At 63.9% G+C, this 19,168-nt stretch carries 12 protein-coding genes; 7 read left to right on the top strand and 5 right to left on the bottom strand.

The genetic code is table 11. The features are described from left to right. Window positions 1–66 precede the first annotated feature (66 nt). Window positions 67–1,392, bottom strand: a complete 1,326-nt coding sequence (locus tag AAFH49_RS15795; RefSeq protein ID WP_342299682.1) for a RagB/SusD family nutrient uptake outer membrane protein — start codon at window positions 1,390–1,392, stop codon at window positions 67–69. A gap of 91 nt (window positions 1,393–1,483) precedes the next feature. Beyond that, window positions 1,484–4,729 (bottom strand): SusC/RagA family TonB-linked outer membrane protein, encoded by a 3,246-nt coding sequence (locus AAFH49_RS15790; protein ID WP_342299680.1) that lies wholly within the window; start codon window positions 4,727–4,729, stop codon window positions 1,484–1,486. Between the two features lie 492 nt (window positions 4,730–5,221). On the opposite strand from AAFH49_RS15790, the gene AAFH49_RS15785 reads away from it, so the two are divergent. The 3 genes from AAFH49_RS15785 (at window position 5,222) to AAFH49_RS15775 (ending at window position 11,521) form a co-directional block, all read left to right on the top strand. Further along, complete coding sequence (locus AAFH49_RS15785) at window positions 5,222–8,386, top strand: SusC/RagA family TonB-linked outer membrane protein (RefSeq protein ID WP_342299678.1); 3,165 nt, start codon at window positions 5,222–5,224, stop codon at window positions 8,384–8,386. Between the two features lie 105 nt (window positions 8,387–8,491). Further along, a complete protein-coding gene (locus AAFH49_RS15780; protein ID WP_342299676.1) occupies window positions 8,492–10,063 on the top strand; it encodes a SusD/RagB family nutrient-binding outer membrane lipoprotein in 1,572 nt (523 codons plus the stop codon). 174 nt (window positions 10,064–10,237) lie between these two features. Further along, the gene (locus AAFH49_RS15775; RefSeq protein ID WP_342299675.1) at window positions 10,238–11,521 is read left to right on the top strand and encodes a hypothetical protein; all 1,284 of its coding nucleotides are present in this window, start codon (window positions 10,238–10,240) and stop codon (window positions 11,519–11,521) included. Window positions 11,522–11,612: 91 nt separating this feature from the next. On the opposite strand, the gene AAFH49_RS15770 is transcribed toward AAFH49_RS15775, so the two are convergent. Both AAFH49_RS15770 and AAFH49_RS15765 read right to left on the bottom strand, forming a co-directional pair. Continuing rightward, complete coding sequence (locus AAFH49_RS15770; protein WP_342299674.1) at window positions 11,613–13,427, bottom strand: glycoside hydrolase family 10-like protein; 1,815 nt, start codon at window positions 13,425–13,427, stop codon at window positions 11,613–11,615. Between the two features lie 221 nt (window positions 13,428–13,648). Further along, entirely contained in the window at window positions 13,649–13,939 is a 291-nt protein-coding gene (locus AAFH49_RS15765; protein ID WP_342299672.1) for a hypothetical protein, read from the bottom strand. Window positions 13,940–14,090: 151 nt separating this feature from the next. Here AAFH49_RS15765 and AAFH49_RS15760 point away from each other — a divergent pair, with 151 nt between their 5' ends. The 4 genes from AAFH49_RS15760 (at window position 14,091) to AAFH49_RS15745 (ending at window position 17,701) form a co-directional block, all read left to right on the top strand. Continuing rightward, window positions 14,091–14,939: a hypothetical protein gene (locus AAFH49_RS15760; RefSeq protein WP_342299670.1), complete on the top strand. Its 849-nt coding sequence runs from the start codon at window positions 14,091–14,093 to the stop codon at window positions 14,937–14,939. A gap of 275 nt (window positions 14,940–15,214) precedes the next feature. Next, on the top strand, window positions 15,215–16,096 hold the full coding sequence (locus AAFH49_RS15755; RefSeq protein WP_342299668.1) for a rhomboid family intramembrane serine protease: 882 nt from the start codon (window positions 15,215–15,217) through the stop codon (window positions 16,094–16,096). Window positions 16,097–16,247: 151 nt separating this feature from the next. Continuing rightward, on the top strand, window positions 16,248–17,255 hold the full coding sequence (locus AAFH49_RS15750; RefSeq protein WP_342299666.1) for a zinc-binding dehydrogenase: 1,008 nt from the start codon (window positions 16,248–16,250) through the stop codon (window positions 17,253–17,255). A 167-nt stretch (window positions 17,256–17,422) separates the two neighbouring features. After that, entirely contained in the window at window positions 17,423–17,701 is a 279-nt protein-coding gene (locus AAFH49_RS15745; RefSeq protein ID WP_342299664.1) for a hypothetical protein, read from the top strand. 54 nt (window positions 17,702–17,755) lie between these two features. On the opposite strand, the gene AAFH49_RS15740 is transcribed toward AAFH49_RS15745, so the two are convergent. Then, window positions 17,756–19,123: an FAD/NAD(P)-binding protein gene (locus AAFH49_RS15740; RefSeq protein ID WP_342299662.1), complete on the bottom strand. Its 1,368-nt coding sequence runs from the start codon at window positions 19,121–19,123 to the stop codon at window positions 17,756–17,758. Window positions 19,124–19,168: the final 45 nt, after the last annotated feature.

Genomic DNA, 19,168 nt, shown 5'->3' with positions numbered 1-19,168 from the left:
TGGAAGTCGGTACTGCAAGCGCACTGCCCAGCGGGCACAACGCCCCGTTTCACCCCCTCCACTGCCTTACTGTGGGTCGGGCAGGGGAGGCGTTTGCGAATTATTTTCGCGCTCTATGCGGGGGTAGGGGAAGAAATTGCGGTTGCGCTCGGCCCCGGTGGTGCCCGGCGCGGGGCGGCCGAAGCGGCGGCTATCGGCCAGCCGGAAGCCCTGGAAGGCCAGCTCAATATCGCGGTTGCGCAGGATGTCGGTGAGCACGTCGGCCGTGGTGAGGGGGCCGGCGTAGGGGGGCAGGGCCGCGCCGGGCAGCGCCAGCAGCAGGCCGGTGCTGGTGGTGGCAGCGGCGGCCGTGCTGGTGCGCACCTTGTTCAGCTCCGTCACGGCATTGGGTACGTCGTTTTTGCGGGCGTAGGCCTCGGCCCGAATCAGGAGCATTTCGTTGGGCACGTACACCGGAATGGGGGCGCTGTTGGCGGTGTAGAAGCCAGTGCCCAGGTTCTGGGTGGTGGTGGGCGGCGGGGTGATGCGCAGCAGGAAGGGCAGGCGGCGGTCGCCGGTTTCGGGAGCCAGCGCGCCGGTGAGGCCCAGGTTGGTGTTGGTGGGCTCAAACACGTTCTTATTGCCAAAAGACGTTTCGAACAGCGGGTTGCGGGTGTTGTCGTCGAAGTTGAGGACGGAGCGTTTGGTGAGGTCCACGCGGCCGGCGGCGGCCAGGGCCTTGTCGTAGTCGCCGGCCTCCAGGCTGTAGCGGGCGATGAGGGCCTGAATGGTGTTCGGTAAGTCAATGCCGGGCACAATCTTGGCGTTGAAATCGGCCGAAACCGGCGTGGCGGCCAGTTGCGTGGCGGCGGCTTCGAGCTGGGCTACGGCGTTGCGCAGGGCATCTACGCGGGGCACAAAAGGCGCGTTCTCCTGCGTGACCAGCGGCAGCTGTTCGAAATATTGCGTCAGCGTGCCAATGCTCAGCGCCCGGAAAATGCTGGCGTAGGCCACGATGCCGCTGCGGGTGCCCGCATCCGGCGCGTTGCCCACGTTGGCCAGCACCAGGTCGGCGTTGGATTTCACCAAGTTGGCCTGGGTCCAGAGGTTGCGCACCACGCCGTTGCTGTTGGTGATGCTGCCGCCTCCGAGGCCCACGTTGAATTCCTCAATATTGCCCTGGTTGAGGACGGTGAGCTCGCGGGTGGTGAGGCCGCCGGCCGCCACCGTATTATACAGCACACTGAGCAGGCCGCCCGTGCTGTAGCGCGCCTGCAAGCCGTTGCAAAGCGTGATGAGGCCATCGGAGGAAGTGACCACCTGCTGCTGGCTGGCGGTGCTTGGGTTCAGGTATTCCTTGTTGCAGCTGCCCAGCGCGAGGGCCAGGGCTGCGAGGGTTATTATTTTCTTCATGATGATGAATTGCGGGAAGGTGGGAGAGTAGCGCGGACTTTTAGTCCGCGCCGGAAACGGCTCAGGCGCGGACTAAAAGTCCGCGCTACACCTAAAAAGTAGCCGCCAGCTTAACCTGGTAAGTGCGCGGAATCGGCACGTTGCCGAAGTCAATGGCCCGCAGCAAATCCGAGGCACCGCCGGCGCTGGTTTCGGGGTCGAAGCCGTTGTATTTGTCCCACGAATACAGGTTGCGGCCTACCAGCGACAGGTTCAGGGAGGTAATGAACTTCGTGAACGTGGGCAGGCCGTAGCTCAGCGCTACCTCGCGCAGCTTCACGTAGGAGCCGTCGTCCACCCGGAATTCCTGGGTGTTGTAGATGGCGAAAATGTAGCCGCGCGGCAGTGTGCCGCGCAATTCCTGCTCGGCCAAATCGCCGAGGCCCACGCCCTGGCGGGTGCGCTTGTCGGCGTTGAATACGCTCACGCCCTGCACCGCATCAAGCAGCACGTGCAGGCCCAGCTTTTTGTAGGTGAAGTTGGTGTTGAAGGAGCCCGTCCATTTCGGATTGGGGTTGCCGATGAGCACGTTGGCAGTGGGGGAGCTGGCGGGCGGCTGGCCGTCGCTGCCGCGGGCCGGCGTGAAGCTCACCGCGCCTACGCCCTGGCCCACGGCGTGCTCGTCCTGCGCGAAGCCCTGGGGCGTGAGCAGCAGCGAGCCGTCGGGGTTGCGGGCGTAGCCCGAGCCGTAGAAAACGCCCGCCGGCTGGCCCTCCAGCAGATACACCGGCGCACCGGCCGCGTTATCAATGGAAATGGCCTGCACGCTGCCGTTCGAGCCGGGCAGGCTTAGCACCTTATTGCGGTTGCGGCTGAAAATGAAGGCCACGTCCCAAGTGAAATCAGTCGTTTTCACGGGGGTGCCGCCCAGCGACACCTCCAGGCCCCGGTTTTCCATCGTGCCCACGTTGTTCACAATGCTGGAGCCGCCCGAGCTCGGGGCCAGGTTGCGCTTCACCACCAGGTCGGTGATTTTCTGGTAGTAGGCCGTCACGCCCAGCGTGATGCGGTCGTGCAGGAAAGCCAGGTCGGCGCCTCCTTCCAGCTCGGCCATGCGCTCGGGCTTCACGGCGGGGTTGGCCAGCTGCGTGCCCGGCGTGATGGTGTTCTTGCCCAAAAAGCCCACCGGGCTGAACTGGTAGAACCGGTCGTAGGAGCCGATGCCCGTCAGGTTGCCGGCCTCGCCGTAACTGGCGCGCAGCTTCAGGCTGTTGAAGGAGTTGGCGTAGGCGCTGTTTTGCCAGAAGCTGAAATCCGACACCACCAGCGAGCCGCTCACCTTGGGGTACACCTGGTTGGTTTCCGACGACGAGAACTTCGACGACCGGTCGCGCCGCACCGCACCCGTCAGAAATGCCAGGTTGCGGAAGCCGATGGTGGCCTGCCCGTAGTAGCCGCTCAGGTCGTAGCGGTCGAGGTTGTAGGCCGATACCACCGTGGTGCTGCCCGCCCCCGAAACCGTGGTGATGAACGGGGCCAGGTTCTGGCCCTGCGTGGTGGTGTAGTCCTGCTGCGCGTACTGGTAGCTGTAGCCGGCGCGCAGGTTCAGCTTCAGGTTTTCACTGAGCTGGTACTCGTACCCGAGGTTGATATCGGAGTTCAATTGGATAACGGCGTTGTTGCCATTGGCCGCGAAGCCCAGCGGGTAGCGGGCGGCGGGCAGGCCGGCCGTGGCCTGGTAAGGGTAGGGCCGGATGTAGCTCTGGCCCACCTGCGAGTAGGCATCCACGCCCAGCACGTAGTCGGCCGAAAAGCCTTTGAAAGGCGTGAGGTTCACCTGCACGTCGCTCACGGTGCGGTTCACGCTCTGCGTAAATTTCATGTCCTCGATGGTCGAGAGCGGATTGACGCGGGTAGGCTCCACGGCCATCAGGTCGCCTTTGATGTCGCGCTTCGTGATGTCGTAGATGTTGTTGGTGATGTTGATGGAGTTAATCGGGCTGTAGAACACGTTGCCGTTGGCTTTCTCGTTCGAAAAGCTGTTCACGTAGCTCAGGCCGGCCGACACTTTGGCCCAGTCCGTGAGCCGCTGGTCGACCCGCGCCCGCAGGTTGTAGCGCGTGAAATCGGTGCCCTTGATAATGCCCTCATTTTTCAAATAGTTGGCCGACACGTAGTACTGCGTGCGCTCCGAGCCACCCGATACCGACACCGCGTTATCGGTGCCGTAGCCAGTCCGGAAAATCTGGTCGAAGTAGTTGTAGCGGGTCACGTCAATCAGGTTCGAAGCCAGCGGGGTGGTCGTGCCGGCCCGGGTAATCGGCACCGTGGTCAGGAAAGTGTTGGCCGGATTGGAGGCAATGGGGGCCGCCGAACCAATCGTATACAGCCGGAAAACGCTGGGTACGGGCCGGCCCAGGTTATCGAGCGCCGTGAAATTGTCGGCCCCAAACTGCTTGCCGTAGGTATTCACCGGCACCGATTTCCGCAGCTCATTCATGTTAAAGCTGGTGGACACCGCCACCCGCGCCGCGCCGCTCTGCCCGCGCTTGGTGGTGATGAGCACCACGCCGTTGGCCGCGCGCGAGCCGTACTGGGCCGCCGCCGCCGCGCCGTTGATGATGTTGAGGCTGGCAATATCGTTGGGGTTGAGGTCGGCCAAACGGTTCTGGCCGGGGTTGGCCGCGCCGATGTCGTTGCTCAGCGCCAGCTGCGACACGTTGGTGCTGGCGTTGCTCACAATCACGCCGTCAATCACATACAGTGGGTCCGACGAGCCTTGCAGCGAGTGCACCCCGCGCAGCCGCACCGAGAGCGAGCCGGCCGGGTCGCCCGAGTTCTGGGTAATCTGCGCGCCGGCCACCTTGCCCTGCAAGGAGTTCAGCAGCCCGCCCGAGCCGCTCTGGGCTAAGTCCTCGGCCCGAATGGTGCTGATGGCGTTGCCCAGCTCCCGCTTCGGCGCGCTGATGGTGGAGCCCACCACCACCACTTCGTCCAGCTTTTGGCGGGCTTCCGTCAGCGCCACGTCCGTGGTCACCGTCGGGCTCGCGCCCAGCGTGAGGGGCCGCGACACGGCCGCGTAGCCAATCAGCGACACGGTGAGCGTGTAGCTGCCCGGCGCAATGCTGGCCTCCAGCGAGTAGCCGCCATCGGCTCCGGTCGAGGCCCCGAGCGTGGTGCCGTTCAGCAGCACGGTGGCCCCGGGCAGGCCCTGGCCGCCGGCATCGGTCACGCGGCCTTGCAGGGTGTAGCGCTGCGCCGCCGTTTGCGCGCCGGCCGAGAGGGCCGCCAGCAGCAGGAGAAATAGCAACCCGGTCCAACGGAGGCTCGAGCTACCAGATGAGTAGGGGTTTCGCATGGGAAAGAGGGGTTAGGTGAGAGTGAAGGATGAGGTGGCTAATATCGCAAAAAGTTGATGCTTGCCTAATGCCGAATGGTTTGCTGATGAATGGCTTGGCGAGAGCCCTGCAAGCCCCGATAGAGCAACTATGCCCAGACTGGCCCGCCTGGGGCATTGGCTTTGGTCATTTGGGCTTGATTGTCAGGTGAAAATCAGGGGTGATATTGTGCTGATAAATATTGAAAAATAAATAATTATAAAATAGAATGTGCTAATTTGTTGGTGATGAGGCGGCGTGGTTTCCGCTGAATGTTTCCTGAATATTTCGCACATTTGACCCCTCATTTCCATTTCCCACCCTTCTTGTCCTGAATACGATGTCCTGCGCGGCTTCCTGCTGTTGCCACCTGCCGCCTTTACCCAGGGCCGGAACCTGAGCGCGTACCGCGCCGGGTCCCGGCCTTTTTTATTGACTCTCACCCCCAATTTCTCACCCTAATTCCCCTTCTCATGAAGAAAACATACTGGCTATTATTGCTGCTGCTGGGCCTGCTGCTGGCCACGCCCGGCTGGGCCCAGACGGCCCGCACTGTGTCGGGTACCGTCACCTCGGGCACCGACCAAAGCCCACTCCCGGGCGTGACCGTGCTCGTGAAGGGCACCACCATCGGCAGCACCACCGGTTCCGACGGCCGCTATTCCTTATCGGCCGCGCCGGGCGCGGTTATCGTGTTCAGCTTCATTGGCTACACGTCGCAGGAGCGCACGGTGGATGCCAGCGGCAACATCGACGTGGCCCTGAAGGAAAGCACTACCGGCCTCGATGAGGTGGTGGTGACGGCCTACAACATTGCCCAAAACAAGCGCGAGCTGGTGACGGCCGTGCAGGAAGTGAAGAGCAAAGACATCATCGACTCGCGCCAGACCAACGTGGTGAACGCCCTGCAGGGCAAGGTGGCGGGCGTGAACATCACCTCCTCGGGCGGCGCGCCGGGCGAAGGGGCCAGCATCGTTATCCGGGGCGGTACGTCGCTGGATGGCGACAACCAGCCGCTGTTCGTCATCGACGGGATGATTATGGACAACGGCTCGTTTCAGGAAAGCGCCGCGCCGGGCGCGGGCTCGCAGTTCAACGGCCTGCTGGGCCGCTCGGTGGGTGCGGCCAACCGCGCCGGCGACCTCAACCCCGAGGACATTGCCAGCATCACGGTGCTGAAAGGGCCGGCTGCCGCTGCCCTCTACGGCCTGCGCGCTGCTGGTGGCGCAGTGGTGATTACGACCAAAAAAGGCACTTCCGGCCGCACTACGCTGAATGTGCGCTCGCAGGTTTCGGTGGATGAGGTGAACCGCCTGCCCAAAATGCAGGACCAGTACGGCCAGGGTTCGGGCGGCGTGTTTGATGGCACCACGCGGGTGTCGTTCGGGCCGCGCTTCACGCCGGGCCAGCCGGTGTATGACAACCTGGCTAACTTCTACCGCAAGGGCTACACCTACCAGAACTTCCTGAACATGTCGGGCGGCTCGGATAAGGCCACGTTCTTCGTGTCGGCCTCCAACCTGCAGCAGAGCGGCGTGACGCCCCAGAGCAAGTACGACAAAACCACCGTGCGCCTGTCGGGCACGGCCGAAATCTCGCCCCGGCTCAATGTGAGCGGCTCGGCGCAGTACCTGACCTCGGGCGGCGAGCGGCCCATTCAGGGGCCGGGCCTGTTCGGTTCGTCGGGCGGCTATCTGCTGAGCTTGCTGAACTGGCCGCGCGGCGACGATGCCCGCAACTACCTCAACCCCGATGGCTCGCGCCGCCGCCTGCTGGCCCTGGGCAACGGCACCGATGCCGACGCCGACAACCCCTACTTCACCGTTGAGAAAAACCCGCAGACCGACCGCACCAACCGCTTCATCGGCAACGTGCAGCTGAGCTTCAAGGCCGCCAAATGGCTGACTTTGAGCCACAACATCGGTACCGATTTGTACACCTCGCGCAACACCTCGGTGCGCGCCGTGGGCACCTCGCAGGTGGGCAATCAGAACGGCGGCCTGGCCGAAACCGTGGACCAGTTCCGCCTCATCACGGCCACGTCGCTGGCCACGTTTACGCATGATTTCAGCTCAAACTTCGGCGGCACGTTCATCCTGGGCAACACGATTGAGGAAAACAAGGACCAGGCCGTGGACTACATCGGCCTGATTTTCCAGAACCCCGGCTTTGTGGGCCTGAACAACACCGTGAACCGCAGCGCCTTGCAGCGCGACAATACACGCCACCTCATTGGCAACTTTGCCCGTCTGAGCGTGAGCGCCTTCAACCAGCTGTTTGTGGAATTGCAGGCTCGTTACGACCAGTCGTCGACCCTGCCGCGCCCCGACCAGAACAAGATTTACGGCAAGGGCTTCCTCTACGGCTCGGCCGGCCTGGGCTATGAGTTCACCAAGGCCCTGGGCCTGGAGCAGAACAACATCCTGAACTACGGCAAGGTACGCGCCTCGGTGGCCGAGGTGGGCAAGGACACGCAGCCCTACCGCATCCAGGCCGCGCTGGCCCAGAACACCTACATCGGCGGCGGCTTCCGTAATGATTTCTTCGGCTCGAACCCCAACCTCAAGCCCGAGCGCACCCGCACCTACGAGGCCGGCGTCAACCTGCAGTTCCTGAAAAACCGCCTGGGTCTGGACTTCAACTACTACTACTCGCGTACTACCGACCAGATTATCGCGCCCCGCGTGAGCCAGGCGGCCGGCTTCATCCTGCAGTACATCAACGGCGGCATCGTGACCAACGAGGGCCAGGAAATTGCCCTCACTGGCACGCCCGTCAAGAGCAAGGATTTCAGCTGGGACATCATTGCCAACTTCTACCACAACACCAACCGCGTGGAAGAGCTGCCCTATCCGCTCACGGTGGTGTTTCAGTCCGATGCCTTCATCACCGACGTGCACGAGGGCGGCGCCTTCCCCGGCCGGGCCATTTCCAGCATCGGGGCCACCGATTTTAACCGCGTGACCGACCCCAACAGCCCCGATTACGGCAAAGTCATCGTGAGCTCGACGGGCTACCCCAGCGTGAACACCACTCTGGGCTACGCCGGCAACCGTGCCCCGCGCTTCACCACGCAACTCACCAATACGTTCACCTACAAAGGCCTGTCATTAGCCGCGCTGTTCGACTTCCGGGTGGGCGGCAAAGTGGTGAACGGCAACGACTGGTACCAGACCGGCGTGGGCACCTCGCAGCGCACCGCCGACCGCTACAAGCAGGTGGTGTTCGATGGCGTAGTGGCCCCGCTCAACGCCGACGGCACCATCAAGAAAAATGCTGACGGCAGCGTGACTTACTCCGCCAACACCCGCCCCGTGGAGCTGACCCAGACCTACTACACCAGCATTCTGGGCCGGGTGGGCACCGCCTTCATCGAGGATGGCTCGTGGGCGCGCCTGCGCTACGCCACCCTCAGCTACGCGCTGCCCGCCAGCCTGCTGAGCCCCACCAAATACATCAAAGGCGTGGAGCTGAGCGTGACCGGCCGCAACCTGATACTGCTGACCGGCTACACCGGGGCCGACCCCGAAACGTCGGCGGCCGGCGCGGGCGTGCGCGGCGGCGGCTCCAATGGCTTCGACTTCGGCAACGTGCCCGCCACCCGTGGCGTGGACATGGCCGTGCGGGTCAATTTCTAACCGAGTAGGGGCGGGGCTTGCCCCCGCCCGTCGTTGAACGATGCCCATGTGGCGCGAACTGCGGGCGGGGACAAGCCCCGCCCCTACATCCTAATAATTCCTCCGATGAAAAGATATATCCTAGGCTTCGGCCTGTTACTTAGCCTCCCGGCCCTTACCGCGTGCGAGAAGTTTCTCGACGTGAACAACAACCCCAACAACCCGGTCGTCTCCACGCCCAACTTCCTGCTGCCGGGCATCATTGCCAATGGCATTCAGACGCAGATGTTCACGGCGTTGCGCACGCCCTACATCACGCAGTACGTGGTGAGCCGCACGGCCAACAGCGGCGGCAACGACCAGTATTTCTTCACCAACGCCCAAAGCACAAACACCTTCAACTACTCCTACTTCCAGTCGGGCGGCAACATCCCGACCATGCAGAAGGCGGCGGAGGCCGAGGGTTCGGTGTACTACATCGGGGCGGGCAAGATTATGCAGGCCATGATTCTGGCCCATGCCACCGATATGCTGGGCGATATTCCGTACTCCGAAGCCTACCAAGGCGGGGCCAATTTCACGCCCAAGTACGACTCGCAGCAGCAGATTTACGCCACCATCAACAAGCTCTGCGACGAGGGCGTGGTGGAAATGAGCAAGCCCGCCAGCGCCCAGGTGCGCCCCTTCTACAGCACCTCGCCCAGCGAAAGCGGCGACATCCTCTACAAGGGCGATGCCGCCAAGTGGGTGCGCCTGGCCTACGCCCTGAAGGCCCGCCAGGCCCAGCACCTCACCAAAAAGACCAGCTACGACCCCAACGCCGTGCTGGCTCTCTGCGACAAAGCCTTCCAGAGCACGGCCGATGATGCCCAGATTAACTTCCAGACGGCCATTGCCCCGCTCTCGAACACGACCAATATTTTTGGGGTGACGCGGGCCAACTTTGGCACGGCCACGTTCTCGTCGAACATCGTGAAGTACCTGAACGGCACCACCTACCCCGGCGTGATTGACCCGCGCTTCGGCATCCTCACGCCCACCAACAGTCAGGGCATCGACCCCGGCCGGGGCACCAGCACCACGGCCAACCTCACGCCGGGCACTACCAACATCACCGATTTCTACGGTGGCTGGTACGCCCGCGACCTGGGCTACTACGAGGCCATCACTTACCACGAGCTGAAGTTTATTGAGGCCGAGGCGGCCTTCCTGGCCGGCAACAAGCTCCGGGCTTTCAATGCGCTGCGGGCCGGCATCACGGCGCACATGAAGAAGGTGGGCGCGGGCGGCTCGTATTCGCCCCCGGCCGTCACGTTCCCGGTCATTCTCGACGGGCAGATTACGGCCTACCTGGCCAGCGCCGCCCTGCCCCAGAATGAAACGGCCCTCACGCTGCGCCACATCATGGAGCAGAAATACATTGCCATGTTCCTGAACCCGGACTCGTGGTCGGACCTGCGCCGCTACGATTTCCGCAGCGACCTCTACGTGAACTTCCTGTACCCGACGTATTCCGGCAACACCATCCCGCCGCTGACGGGCAACAAGTTCCCGCGCCGCCTGTTGCCGGGAGCCACCGAAGTCACGGTGAACCCCAACGCCATCGCGGCCCTCTACAACGAGGCCGGCGTGGCGGTGGGCACCACGGCCGGTGACCAGGAGTACGTCACCAAGAATCTGTGGTTTGACCGGCCGTAAAGCGGGCTTGGCTGACCTCGCCAGAAAGGTCATGCTGAGCGCAGTCAAAGCATCTCTACTGCGTAACTATTCCTTTTAATTGAATTACTGCTGCGGTAGAGATGCTTCGACTGCGCTCAGCATGACGGGCGAGCGCCGAATCCATCTTCCTCTAAACTTCCATTCCCTCCCGATATGAATTTCTTCTCAACCAAAAACCTGCTGCTGGCCTTGCCGGTGCTGGGGCTGCTGCTCGGCGGCTGCAAAAAGAACGAGCTCGACGACTATTTCCACGCCCCGACCAACGAGTCGTCGGATTCGGGCTTTGCCGGGCTGGGGCTGCCCCGCGTGCCCCTGAGCCCCCGCTACGCCCCCGGCGATGCCGTGCCGCTCTACGTGACCTATAACGAAACTGACCAGCTGCGCGACATCACCGTGTTTCAGGTGGTAAACAAGGCCGACTCGGTGCAGACCGGCGTGTACCCAGCCAACGGGGCCTTCAATGCCAGTGGGGGCCTGCTGGCCCAGGCCGTGCCCTATACGGTGCCCGCCAATGCCGCCAACGGCGTGCCCGTGCGCGTGGATGTGACCCTGACCTTCCAGAACGGGGCCAAGCGCCTGCGCCGCTTCACCTACACCGTGGCCCAGCCCATCACCCTTAAGTTTGGCGCGACGCCGGCCACCTACCGCAACACGCTGGCCGCAACGGCCCAGAGCGAGGGCGACATCATCGGCTACTCGCTCATCACCAACGAAACCGGAATTGGGGCGCTGCCCACGCCGCCGGCCGTGCTCACGGCCGCCAACCCGCTGTTCAAGGCCGTGGACAGCCTCACCACCTTCTACCGCATCGGGACCGGTGCGCCGGTGCGGGTGGGCGTGATTCGGAACCCCTCGAACGGTGCGGCCAACACCCGCACCGTGGACGTGACCATTCCGCGCAACACCAACGGCCAGCCCGTCACCTATTCCTTCACGGCCTACGGGGCGGTGCAGGCCGTGACGGTCACGGCCCCGCCCATCAACGTGACCAACCCCACGGCGCTGGCCACGCTGCGCACCGGCCGCATCAGCGGCGGCCCCAATGCTACGCCCGATTCCCTAGCCTTCAACCTGCGCACCGGCCTCATCGAGCCGGCCGCCAACCCGGCTACCGCCAAGGATTTGTTTGTGAGCGGCGTGAGCGGCGGCGTGTACCTCTCGGCCGCCAACACCACGCGCTACACCAAAATCACCCCTTTGCAGCTTGACCGGGGCTTCTACTCCGCGCCCACGGCCAACGCGGTGGGCACGGCCCTCTACGCCAACGGCGTGGCCTCGGCCGCCAGCGTCAGCGCCGACCTCGGCCCCGTAGCGGCTGGCGACGTGTACGCCGTACGCATTCGCGCCGCCGAGTTTGCCCTGCTGCGCATCCTCAGCGTGAAGCAAAGCTCGGCCGGCTCCAACGCCCGCGTGCGCTTCGAGTACAAGACGCTGTAAGGACTTAACCTTCTTCGGCTAACATGCAAAAGCGGCCTTCTCCATTGGGGAAGGCCGCTTTTGCATGTTAGCCGAAGGGACAGGGCGAGCATTACCCTCCGCCAAACAACCGTGCGAAAAAGCCCTTCTTCTTCGCCGGCTTCTCCTTGATTTTGATTTTGGAGAACGGTGCCGAAGCCTCGGGCTTATCGGCCGGGGCGTTGAGGCGGATGGTGGGGCGCTGGGCTGCCGGCGCGGGCTGCGTGGCCACGGCCGGAGCCGCTGGCCGGGGCGCGCCGCCGGGGGCCTGGCCCAAGGCCAGCTCCGCCGATTGCTGGCCGGTGGTGATGACGCGCATGGGCCGGCTTTCGTTGTGCAGGCGGTCCACGGCCGTTACGTAGTAGGCGTAGGCCTGGCCGGGCACGGCGGTGGTGTCCACGTAGGTGGCGGGGAAGCCGGGGGCCGGCCGGGGCAGCGCCAGGATGCGGCGCGGGTCGTTGGGGGTGCTGGCCTCGGTGGGCTCGAAGCGGTAGAGGACGTAGTAGGTGGCCGCATCGCCGTCGGCGGCGGGCGGGCCGGACTGCCAGTTCAGGGTCACGTAGTGGCTGAGGCGGCGCAGGGTGAGGTTGGTCACCGGCAGGGGCGGGGTGGCGTCTTTCCAGGGCATGGCCGGCACCAAGGCCAGGTAGCGAAACAGGTCCTGCCGCAACGAATCGGTGGTGTGAAGGGGATTGGTGAGCACCGATTTGGCCGAAAAGAATACGCTGCCGATGGCCTCGCCGTCGGTGGCGCGATTGGTCCGAATCTGGCGGGGCAGCTCGCGGGCGTTGCGCCAGGTGGTGTCGGAGCGGGTGCTTTCCAGCATCCGGTAGGTGCCGTGGCCGATGTACAGGTGGCGGTCGAAGTGGTTCTCGGCCCACCATTTTACCAGCACGGGGTAGGGGCAAAGGCGGAAGTTCGAGCTCCAGTACAGCTGCGGCACCACGTAGTCAATCCAGCCCTTTTCCAGCCACAGCCGCGTATCGGCATACAAATTCGAATACGACGGCTGCCCAGCCCGCGTATCAGACCCCTGCGGGAAATCCTTCGACTTGTTCATCCACACCCCAAACGGCGAGATGCCAAATTTCACCCAGCGCTTGGCACTCTGAATGCTGTCGTGCAGGTCGTGGATGAGGATGTTGACGTTCTGCCGCCGCCAGTCGGCCAGCTTTTTCAGACTGTCGGGGTTGAAGTCGCGGAAGGCTGCCTCGTCGTGAAACACCTTTCCCGGGTCGGGGTAGGGGTAGAAATAATCATCGAAATGCACCGCGTCGATGTCGTAGCGCCGCACCACGTCCATAATCACGCGAGTGATGTGCGTCCGTACCTCCGGCAGGCCGGGATTATACAGCAGCTGCCCCCCATAGCGCAAAAACCATTGCGGATGCTGGCGGTAGGGGTGGTTAGCAGCCAGCCGGCGCGTCACCGAATCCATGGTGGCGCGGTAGGGGTTGAACCAGGCATGGAACTCCATGCCGCGCCGGTGCGCCTCGGTAATGAGAAAGGGCAGGGGGTCGTCGCCGCCGGCGGGGGCCTTGCCCTGCACGCCGGTCAGCCACTTGCTCCAAGGCTCCAGGTCTGATTTATAGAAGGCATCCGAGGCGGGCCGAATCTGCACGAACACCGCGTTGAGGCCGGCGCGCTGGCCGGCATCGAGCAGGCGGCGATAGTCGCGGCGGTACTGCTCGGGGGCCTCGCCGCGCTGGTTGGGCCAGTCGATGTTTTCGACGGTGGCAATCCACATGCCGCGCAATTCGCGCTTTGGCGGGGGCAGAGCTTCGGTGGAGTCGGCCGCCGTTTGGGCCAGGGTGGGCAGTGAGCCGCAGAAACCACTCAGCAGCACCAGAAAAAACAAAAACCGACCAGCGGAAAGGAAACGACGCATCAAGGGAAAATCAGCAGCAGGAATAATTGCCGCAAATTACGCCATTAAGCCCCGCAGTCTGATTGCTGCTTAATGAAGAACGGTTATGAGAACGGTCATGCCGAGCGTAGCCGAGGCATCTCGCGTGTGACAGTAAATCTTTCCTTGCGATGGAATTACTACCACATGCGAGATGCCTCGGCTGCGCTCGGCATGACCGTTCTATTTTGCTGTTGCCGGGTTTACGAGCCCGTCAGTTCGGTGTCAGTCATCGGCTGGTCGGGCGTATCGGGGCCGCCTTCGAGGCCGTTGGTCTGGCTGGCGTCGCCGTAGTCGCCGCGAATGCCGGCCCCGTCGCCCATGTTCTGCTGGGTGCTGCTGGGGATGGTAGTACCGGTGCGGGGCTGTTCGTCAGGCCCTTTGTCGGGCGTGGCGTTCACGGTGGCCTCCTGCTCCGAAGTATCGTCGGGGGTGCTGGAAGTGGGCGCGTAGTCGGGCTGCGGGTCGGTGGGGTTTTGCGTGGGGTCAGGCATGATTGAGAGGAAATGAGAAGGATGAAGGAGGCGCGGTAGCAGCCCCGTGGTTGGGTTTACGGCGGCCGGCCCGCACGGTTGGGCGCGGTAGATTGCGCGGCGTTTGCCATCTTGCTGAGAACTTTCCTTTTCACCCAATATTCCACTTGCCGTGGCCGATTCCATCACCGACTTCTACCATCAGAAAACCGACGCTGAGCTCCAGTTCTTCATCGAAAACCCCGACCACTACCAGCCCGACATTGTGGCCGAAGCCCGCCGCGAGCTGCGCCGCCGGGGCGTGGCGCTGCCCCAGCCGGCACCCGCCCCAGCCGAAGTAGCATATGCGCCACCCACCCGCGGCCTGCCAACCGGTCCGCTGGTACTGGCCGTGGCCGTAGTGCTGGCCCTGACCTTGGGCGTGCTCTACTTCATCAACCACAAAAATGACCCCGCACCTGCCACCACCGCCCCGGCCAAACCCAAAGCGCCACCCCGCCTCACGGAAGTTGCCACCTCCACCATTCCCGATTTCGGGCCGGCCGTGGTGGCCAGCGTGCAGCGGCAGGTGCAGCGCATTCCGGCCGCCGAGCGGGCCGCTGCGGCTAAGGAGGCCATGCCCCTGCGCCAGTACCGCGAATTGGCCAAGCGCTTCTGGACGGCCGAAACCCAGACCGAATACGTGATGAACCAGGCCCGCCGGGGCCAGCTCGACGCGGCCCTGCCCGGCCACATCCAGGCAGTAGGAGCCACCTGGGAGCAGTGGAACAAGGCCCTGCGCTACAGCTATAAATTCGGCCCAGCCATGAGCGACCATCTCGACATCATGACCCGCGTGGCCCAACAGCAGCAGGAAGGCCTGAACGACCTGCTGATAGTAGCCAACAACCCCCAGAGCTACGAAAACGACCAGACCCGCAAGCGCACCGCCGATGTCAGCGACCTGCTCTCCGGCCTGCTGCCGAAATCGCCGGTCACGGGGCAGCCTTATAATACCATCGTGCGCCGGGTGCGGCTATAGCGGGAGGGTAGCCAACCCCCCTCCTTGGTAAGGAGGGGATGTTTCAGTGAAGCTGAAACGGGGGGTGTGGGTGGCCGCTTCGTTGAGCAGGTATTTCAAGGGGTTTTGGTTGCTACTCAGTGTCACCCAACGCCACAACCACCCCAGCGTCCGCTTCGCGGCCGCGTCCCCTCCTTGGTAAGGAGGGGAGTTGGTCCTCGGACCTCAGTTTCCAACATCTGGCAAATTGGCCGGTTGGGGAAGCTGGCGCACTCCTTGCCGCGTCCGGCTTTCTAATGGAACCATCTCCTCCCGACCACGCCCCCGGCTCCACGGCCGCGCTGGCTGCCCAGCTTTTTGCCCAGAAGCCCGAAGCCGAGCTGCTGTACCTGGCCCAGAATTCGGCCCGCTACCCGCCCGCCGTGGGGGCCGCCGCCGTGGCCGAGCTCAACCGGCGCGGCCTGCTGCCCGACACCGCCCGCCCCGTGCCGCCACCCGCCAAAGCCGAAACCGAGCACGAAACCTGGCCCCAGCTGCTGGGCGATTTGCTGCGCGGGCTGCTCATCCCTTCGCGCCGCTTCTTGGCCACGCCTCTGCTGATTGATGCCTGCCTGCTGATATTCGGCCTGATGATGCTCAACGGCGTACCGGCCTCCGACCCCACCGCGCAGCAGCTCGTGCGCTGGGGTTCCAACGTCACCGACCTCACGCTGTATGGCCAGCCCTGGCGGCTGCTCACCTACATGTTTGTGCACGCCGGCCTCTCGCATTTGCTGCTGAATATCCTCTCGCTCTGGCTGCTGGGCTTGCTGGTGGAAGACCGGGTGGGGCCGCTGCGCCTGCTGCTGGTGTACCTGGCCTGCGGGGTGGGCGGTGGCCTGGCCAGTCTGTGGTGGAATACCCAGGGCATTAATTCCGTGGGCGCCAGCGGGGCCATTTTTGGCCTTTACGGCCTGCTGCTGGCCCTGCTGATTGGCAAGAAGCTGGTGCTCGATAAGTCCGACCGCCGCGCCATGCTGGGCCTGGTGCTCTACCTGGTGCTCAGCAACCTGCTCTCCGGCCTCACCGGCAATATCGACAACGCGGCCCACCTCGGCGGGCTGGCCACTGGCTTGTTCATCGCCGGCCCGCTGGCGTTTATCGGGCTCAAGGGCGGGGAGAAAATGGAGACGGTGTAGTCTGTTATTAATATGTAGAACGTCATGCAGAGCGCAGCGAAGCATCTTTACCTCGGTAGTAAATGATATGCTTCCACGGTAAAGATGCTTCGCTGCGCTCTGCATGACGTTCCTTATTGTTCGCCACTAATCCAAAACCCAAAAACAACCCATGCAAGCTCTCCAGCTCGATGCTATCCACCAGCCCGCCGTTGTGCGCGAAGTGCCTACGCCCACGCCCGGCCCCGGCGAAATCCTCGTGAAGCTGCACGCTGCCGCCCTCAACCACCGCGACGTGTTCATTCAGCAGGGCAAGTATGCCGGCATCAAGTTGCCCTGCACCCTCGGGGCCGATGGCGCGGGCGAAGTAGCCGCCCACGGCCCCGACGTGCCCGCCGATGCGCCGGCCGTGGGCACCCGCGTCCTCATCAACCCGGGCTTGCGCTGGGGCACTAACCCCCGCGCCCAGGCCCGCGATTTCGTGGTCCTCGGCATGCCCGACCCCGGCACGTTTGCCGAATACATCACCCTGCCGGCCCAATACATCCGGCCGCTGCCGACCCACCTCAGCTTCGAGCAGGGGGCGGCGCTGCCGCTGGCGGGCCTCACGGCATACCGGGCGGCCTTCACCCGCGCCAAAGTGCAGCCCGGCGAGCGGGTATTGGTAACCGGCGTGGGCGGCGGCGTGGCCATCACGGCCGTGCAGCTGTGCGTGGCCCGGGGTGCCGAGGTGTGGGTAACGTCCAGCTCCGAGGAAAAAATAGCCCGCGCCCAGGCGCTGGGAGCCAAAGGCGGCATCAACTACAACGCCGAAAACTGGGTGAAAGCCCTCACCCATCAAGCTGGCGGCGCGTTCGATGTCATCGTCGACAGCGCGGCGGGGGCGGCTTTCGGGGCGCTGCTCGATGCGGCCACGCCCGGCGGCCGCATCGTGTTCTACGGCGGCACGCTGGGCAACATCCCCGATGTGCCGCCCGCCAAAATATTCTGGAAGCAGCTCAGCATCCTGGGTTCCACCATGGGCACGGCGCAGGATTTTGAGGACATGCTGGCCTTGGTGAGCGAGAAAAAACTGGTGCCGGTGATTGATGAAATCTTCCCGCTGGCCGAAGGAGAAGCCGCCCTGCGCCGCCTCGACGCGGGCGCGCAATTTGGCAAAGTGGTGCTGAAAATTGCCTGAGAAAAGAGCTGGATAAATGATAAAATCGCAGTTAAAATCCGTGAGATTTTAACTGCGATTTTGCTTGCTGAAAAAGTGGTAAAACATTGCTTTGTGGAATGAAAACGAGGATTTTAGAGTTAATAAAGTGCGCTGTCATATGACCTAAATACAGCCGCTTTTCCGCTATGAAGTCCGCCGCCGAATACCTCAAAAACCAAGTGTTTGAAGCCCGCCGCCCGCGCCGCGAATTGCAGCCGGTGGTAGCCTATGATGCCGCTCTGAATGCCATCGAGCAAGCCGTGGCCGATGCCGAGAAATACCGCTACCTGCTGATGCGTGCCCTACGCCATCACGCTAGCGACCCGGCCGCTGCTCCCGCAGTTAATGCCACTTCTTCGTCCTTCTTTGCTGACGAGGCCACCGTGCTGCCGCTCTATCCCGGCCAGCAAAACATGGCGGCCTAACCACAAGCCAAAACCGGTATGCAAAGCCCCCGAAATTCTATTTCGAGGGCTTTTTTATTGTGCCAGATGGGCTGCCAGCGCCGCCGCCTGCTGCCGCAATTCCGGCACCGCCGTCGACTCAAAATAAGCCGGCCGGCGGCTGGGGCCGAGCGTGAACAGGCCCGGCGAAACCGCCCCGGCAGCGTTCAGCAGCGCGCCGTGGGCATCGGTCAGCAGGCCCAGGTGCAACGGGTCGGGAGTAAGGTCCCCGGCTTCGCGCAGGCTCACCACCAATGGGTCGGCAATGCGGGTGTAGTCCAGTAGCGGCCCTGCGCAGCTGACGACGTGGTCGGCGGTATGCCAGCAAGTCTCTGGGCTATGAGTTCGCACGCCCACCCGTAGCCGGTTGCCTTCAGGCAGAATCTCGCGCACCGTGCCAATGTGCAGCTGGACCAGCCCGGCGGCCGTGAGGGCGGCCACTGCCTCCGCATTCTGGGGTGGGCTGCGGTGCCGGGCCACGGCCCACAATCCCGCCAGATGCTGCAGAAACCGGCGCTGCTCCGCCAGCGGCCACGCCGCCCAGATGCGGCCCAAATCGGGCCGGAGCGAATCCAGCACCGGCCGCCAGTCGAGGCCCTGCGCGGCGGCCAGTTTCAGGTGCCGCTTATACACCGCGACCACACCCGTCACGGTAGTTTCGTGGGCCAGTTCGGGATAAAAGCTGGGGTAGGGAGCCATGAGCGGGCCATGCGCCGAGGGCCAGCGCCCGTGCCGGGCCACTACGGTAATGGGAGCGCGGTGCCCATCCTGGCGCAGGGCTAGCAGCACATCCACCGCCGTCAGCCCCGAGCCGATGAGCAGTACTTCTTCATCGGGGCCGATGCGGCGCAGGTTGCCGATGGCCCACGGGTCGGCGTGGTAGCCGGGGTGCTGGAGGTAGCGCCGGTCGGGACCGGTGGGGGGCGGGGGCGGGAAGTTGCCGAGAGCCAACACCACGATATCACTGCTGATTATGGTGCCATCGGCCAACAGCACGGCGCGCCGGCCATCGGGCAGGAGCGGAGCGGCCACGGCGGTAGTGTGGTGCCAGCGCACGGCGGCCGTGGTTAATTCCTGCGCCAGCTCCTCCCGCAGGTAGCGGCCATAAGCGGCGCGGGAAGCGAATTCCGGCAGTCCGGCGGCACTTTCGGGTTGGGTTTGCAGCCAGTCGGCAAAATGGTTGGGCTCGTCCGGGTACAGACTCAGGCCGCCGGGGCGCACGTTGAGCAGGTATTCGGGGCGGCGGGCGGTGTAGGCCAGCCCGGGGCCGGGTACGTCGCGCGGCTCAATGAGATGAATTTCAGCCGCAGCCAACGCCGGCTGCCGCCGCAATTGCAACACCAGCGCCGTGCCCGCGAAGCCGCCGCCCACAACGGTAATAACGGGACGAGCAAGTTGGGGCACGGGCGGAGAGGTATTTGAATAGAGCGGAACCAAAGAACGTCATGC

The sequence above is a fragment of the Hymenobacter segetis genome (assembly GCF_038448715.1).
In the GTDB taxonomy this organism is placed as follows: Bacteria; Bacteroidota; Bacteroidia; order Cytophagales; family Hymenobacteraceae; genus Hymenobacter; species Hymenobacter segetis.
The sequence above is the reverse complement of the archived record's forward strand: the minus strand, read 5'-3'. Positions and strand labels throughout refer to the sequence as shown.

Excerpts from the sequence above, each read along its gene's own strand:
- AAFH49_RS15745 (WP_342299664.1), top strand. The coding sequence starts at position 17,423 with ATGAAGTCCGCCGCCGAATACCTCAAAAACCAAGTGTTTGAAGCCCGC.
- AAFH49_RS15755 (WP_342299668.1), top strand. The coding sequence starts at position 15,215 with ATGGAACCATCTCCTCCCGACCACGCCCCCGGCTCCACGGCCGCGCTG.
- AAFH49_RS15750 (WP_342299666.1), top strand. The coding sequence starts at position 16,248 with ATGCAAGCTCTCCAGCTCGATGCTATCCACCAGCCCGCCGTTGTGCGC.
- AAFH49_RS15770 (WP_342299674.1), bottom strand. The coding sequence starts at position 13,427 with ATGCGTCGTTTCCTTTCCGCTGGTCGGTTTTTGTTTTTTCTGGTGCTG.
- AAFH49_RS15790 (WP_342299680.1), bottom strand. The coding sequence starts at position 4,729 with ATGCGAAACCCCTACTCATCTGGTAGCTCGAGCCTCCGTTGGACCGGG.
- AAFH49_RS15785 (WP_342299678.1), top strand. The coding sequence starts at position 5,222 with ATGAAGAAAACATACTGGCTATTATTGCTGCTGCTGGGCCTGCTGCTG.
- AAFH49_RS15775 (WP_342299675.1), top strand. The coding sequence starts at position 10,238 with ATGAATTTCTTCTCAACCAAAAACCTGCTGCTGGCCTTGCCGGTGCTG.
- AAFH49_RS15795 (WP_342299682.1), bottom strand. The coding sequence starts at position 1,392 with ATGAAGAAAATAATAACCCTCGCAGCCCTGGCCCTCGCGCTGGGCAGC.
- AAFH49_RS15780 (WP_342299676.1), top strand. The coding sequence starts at position 8,492 with ATGAAAAGATATATCCTAGGCTTCGGCCTGTTACTTAGCCTCCCGGCC.
- AAFH49_RS15765 (WP_342299672.1), bottom strand. The coding sequence starts at position 13,939 with ATGCCTGACCCCACGCAAAACCCCACCGACCCGCAGCCCGACTACGCG.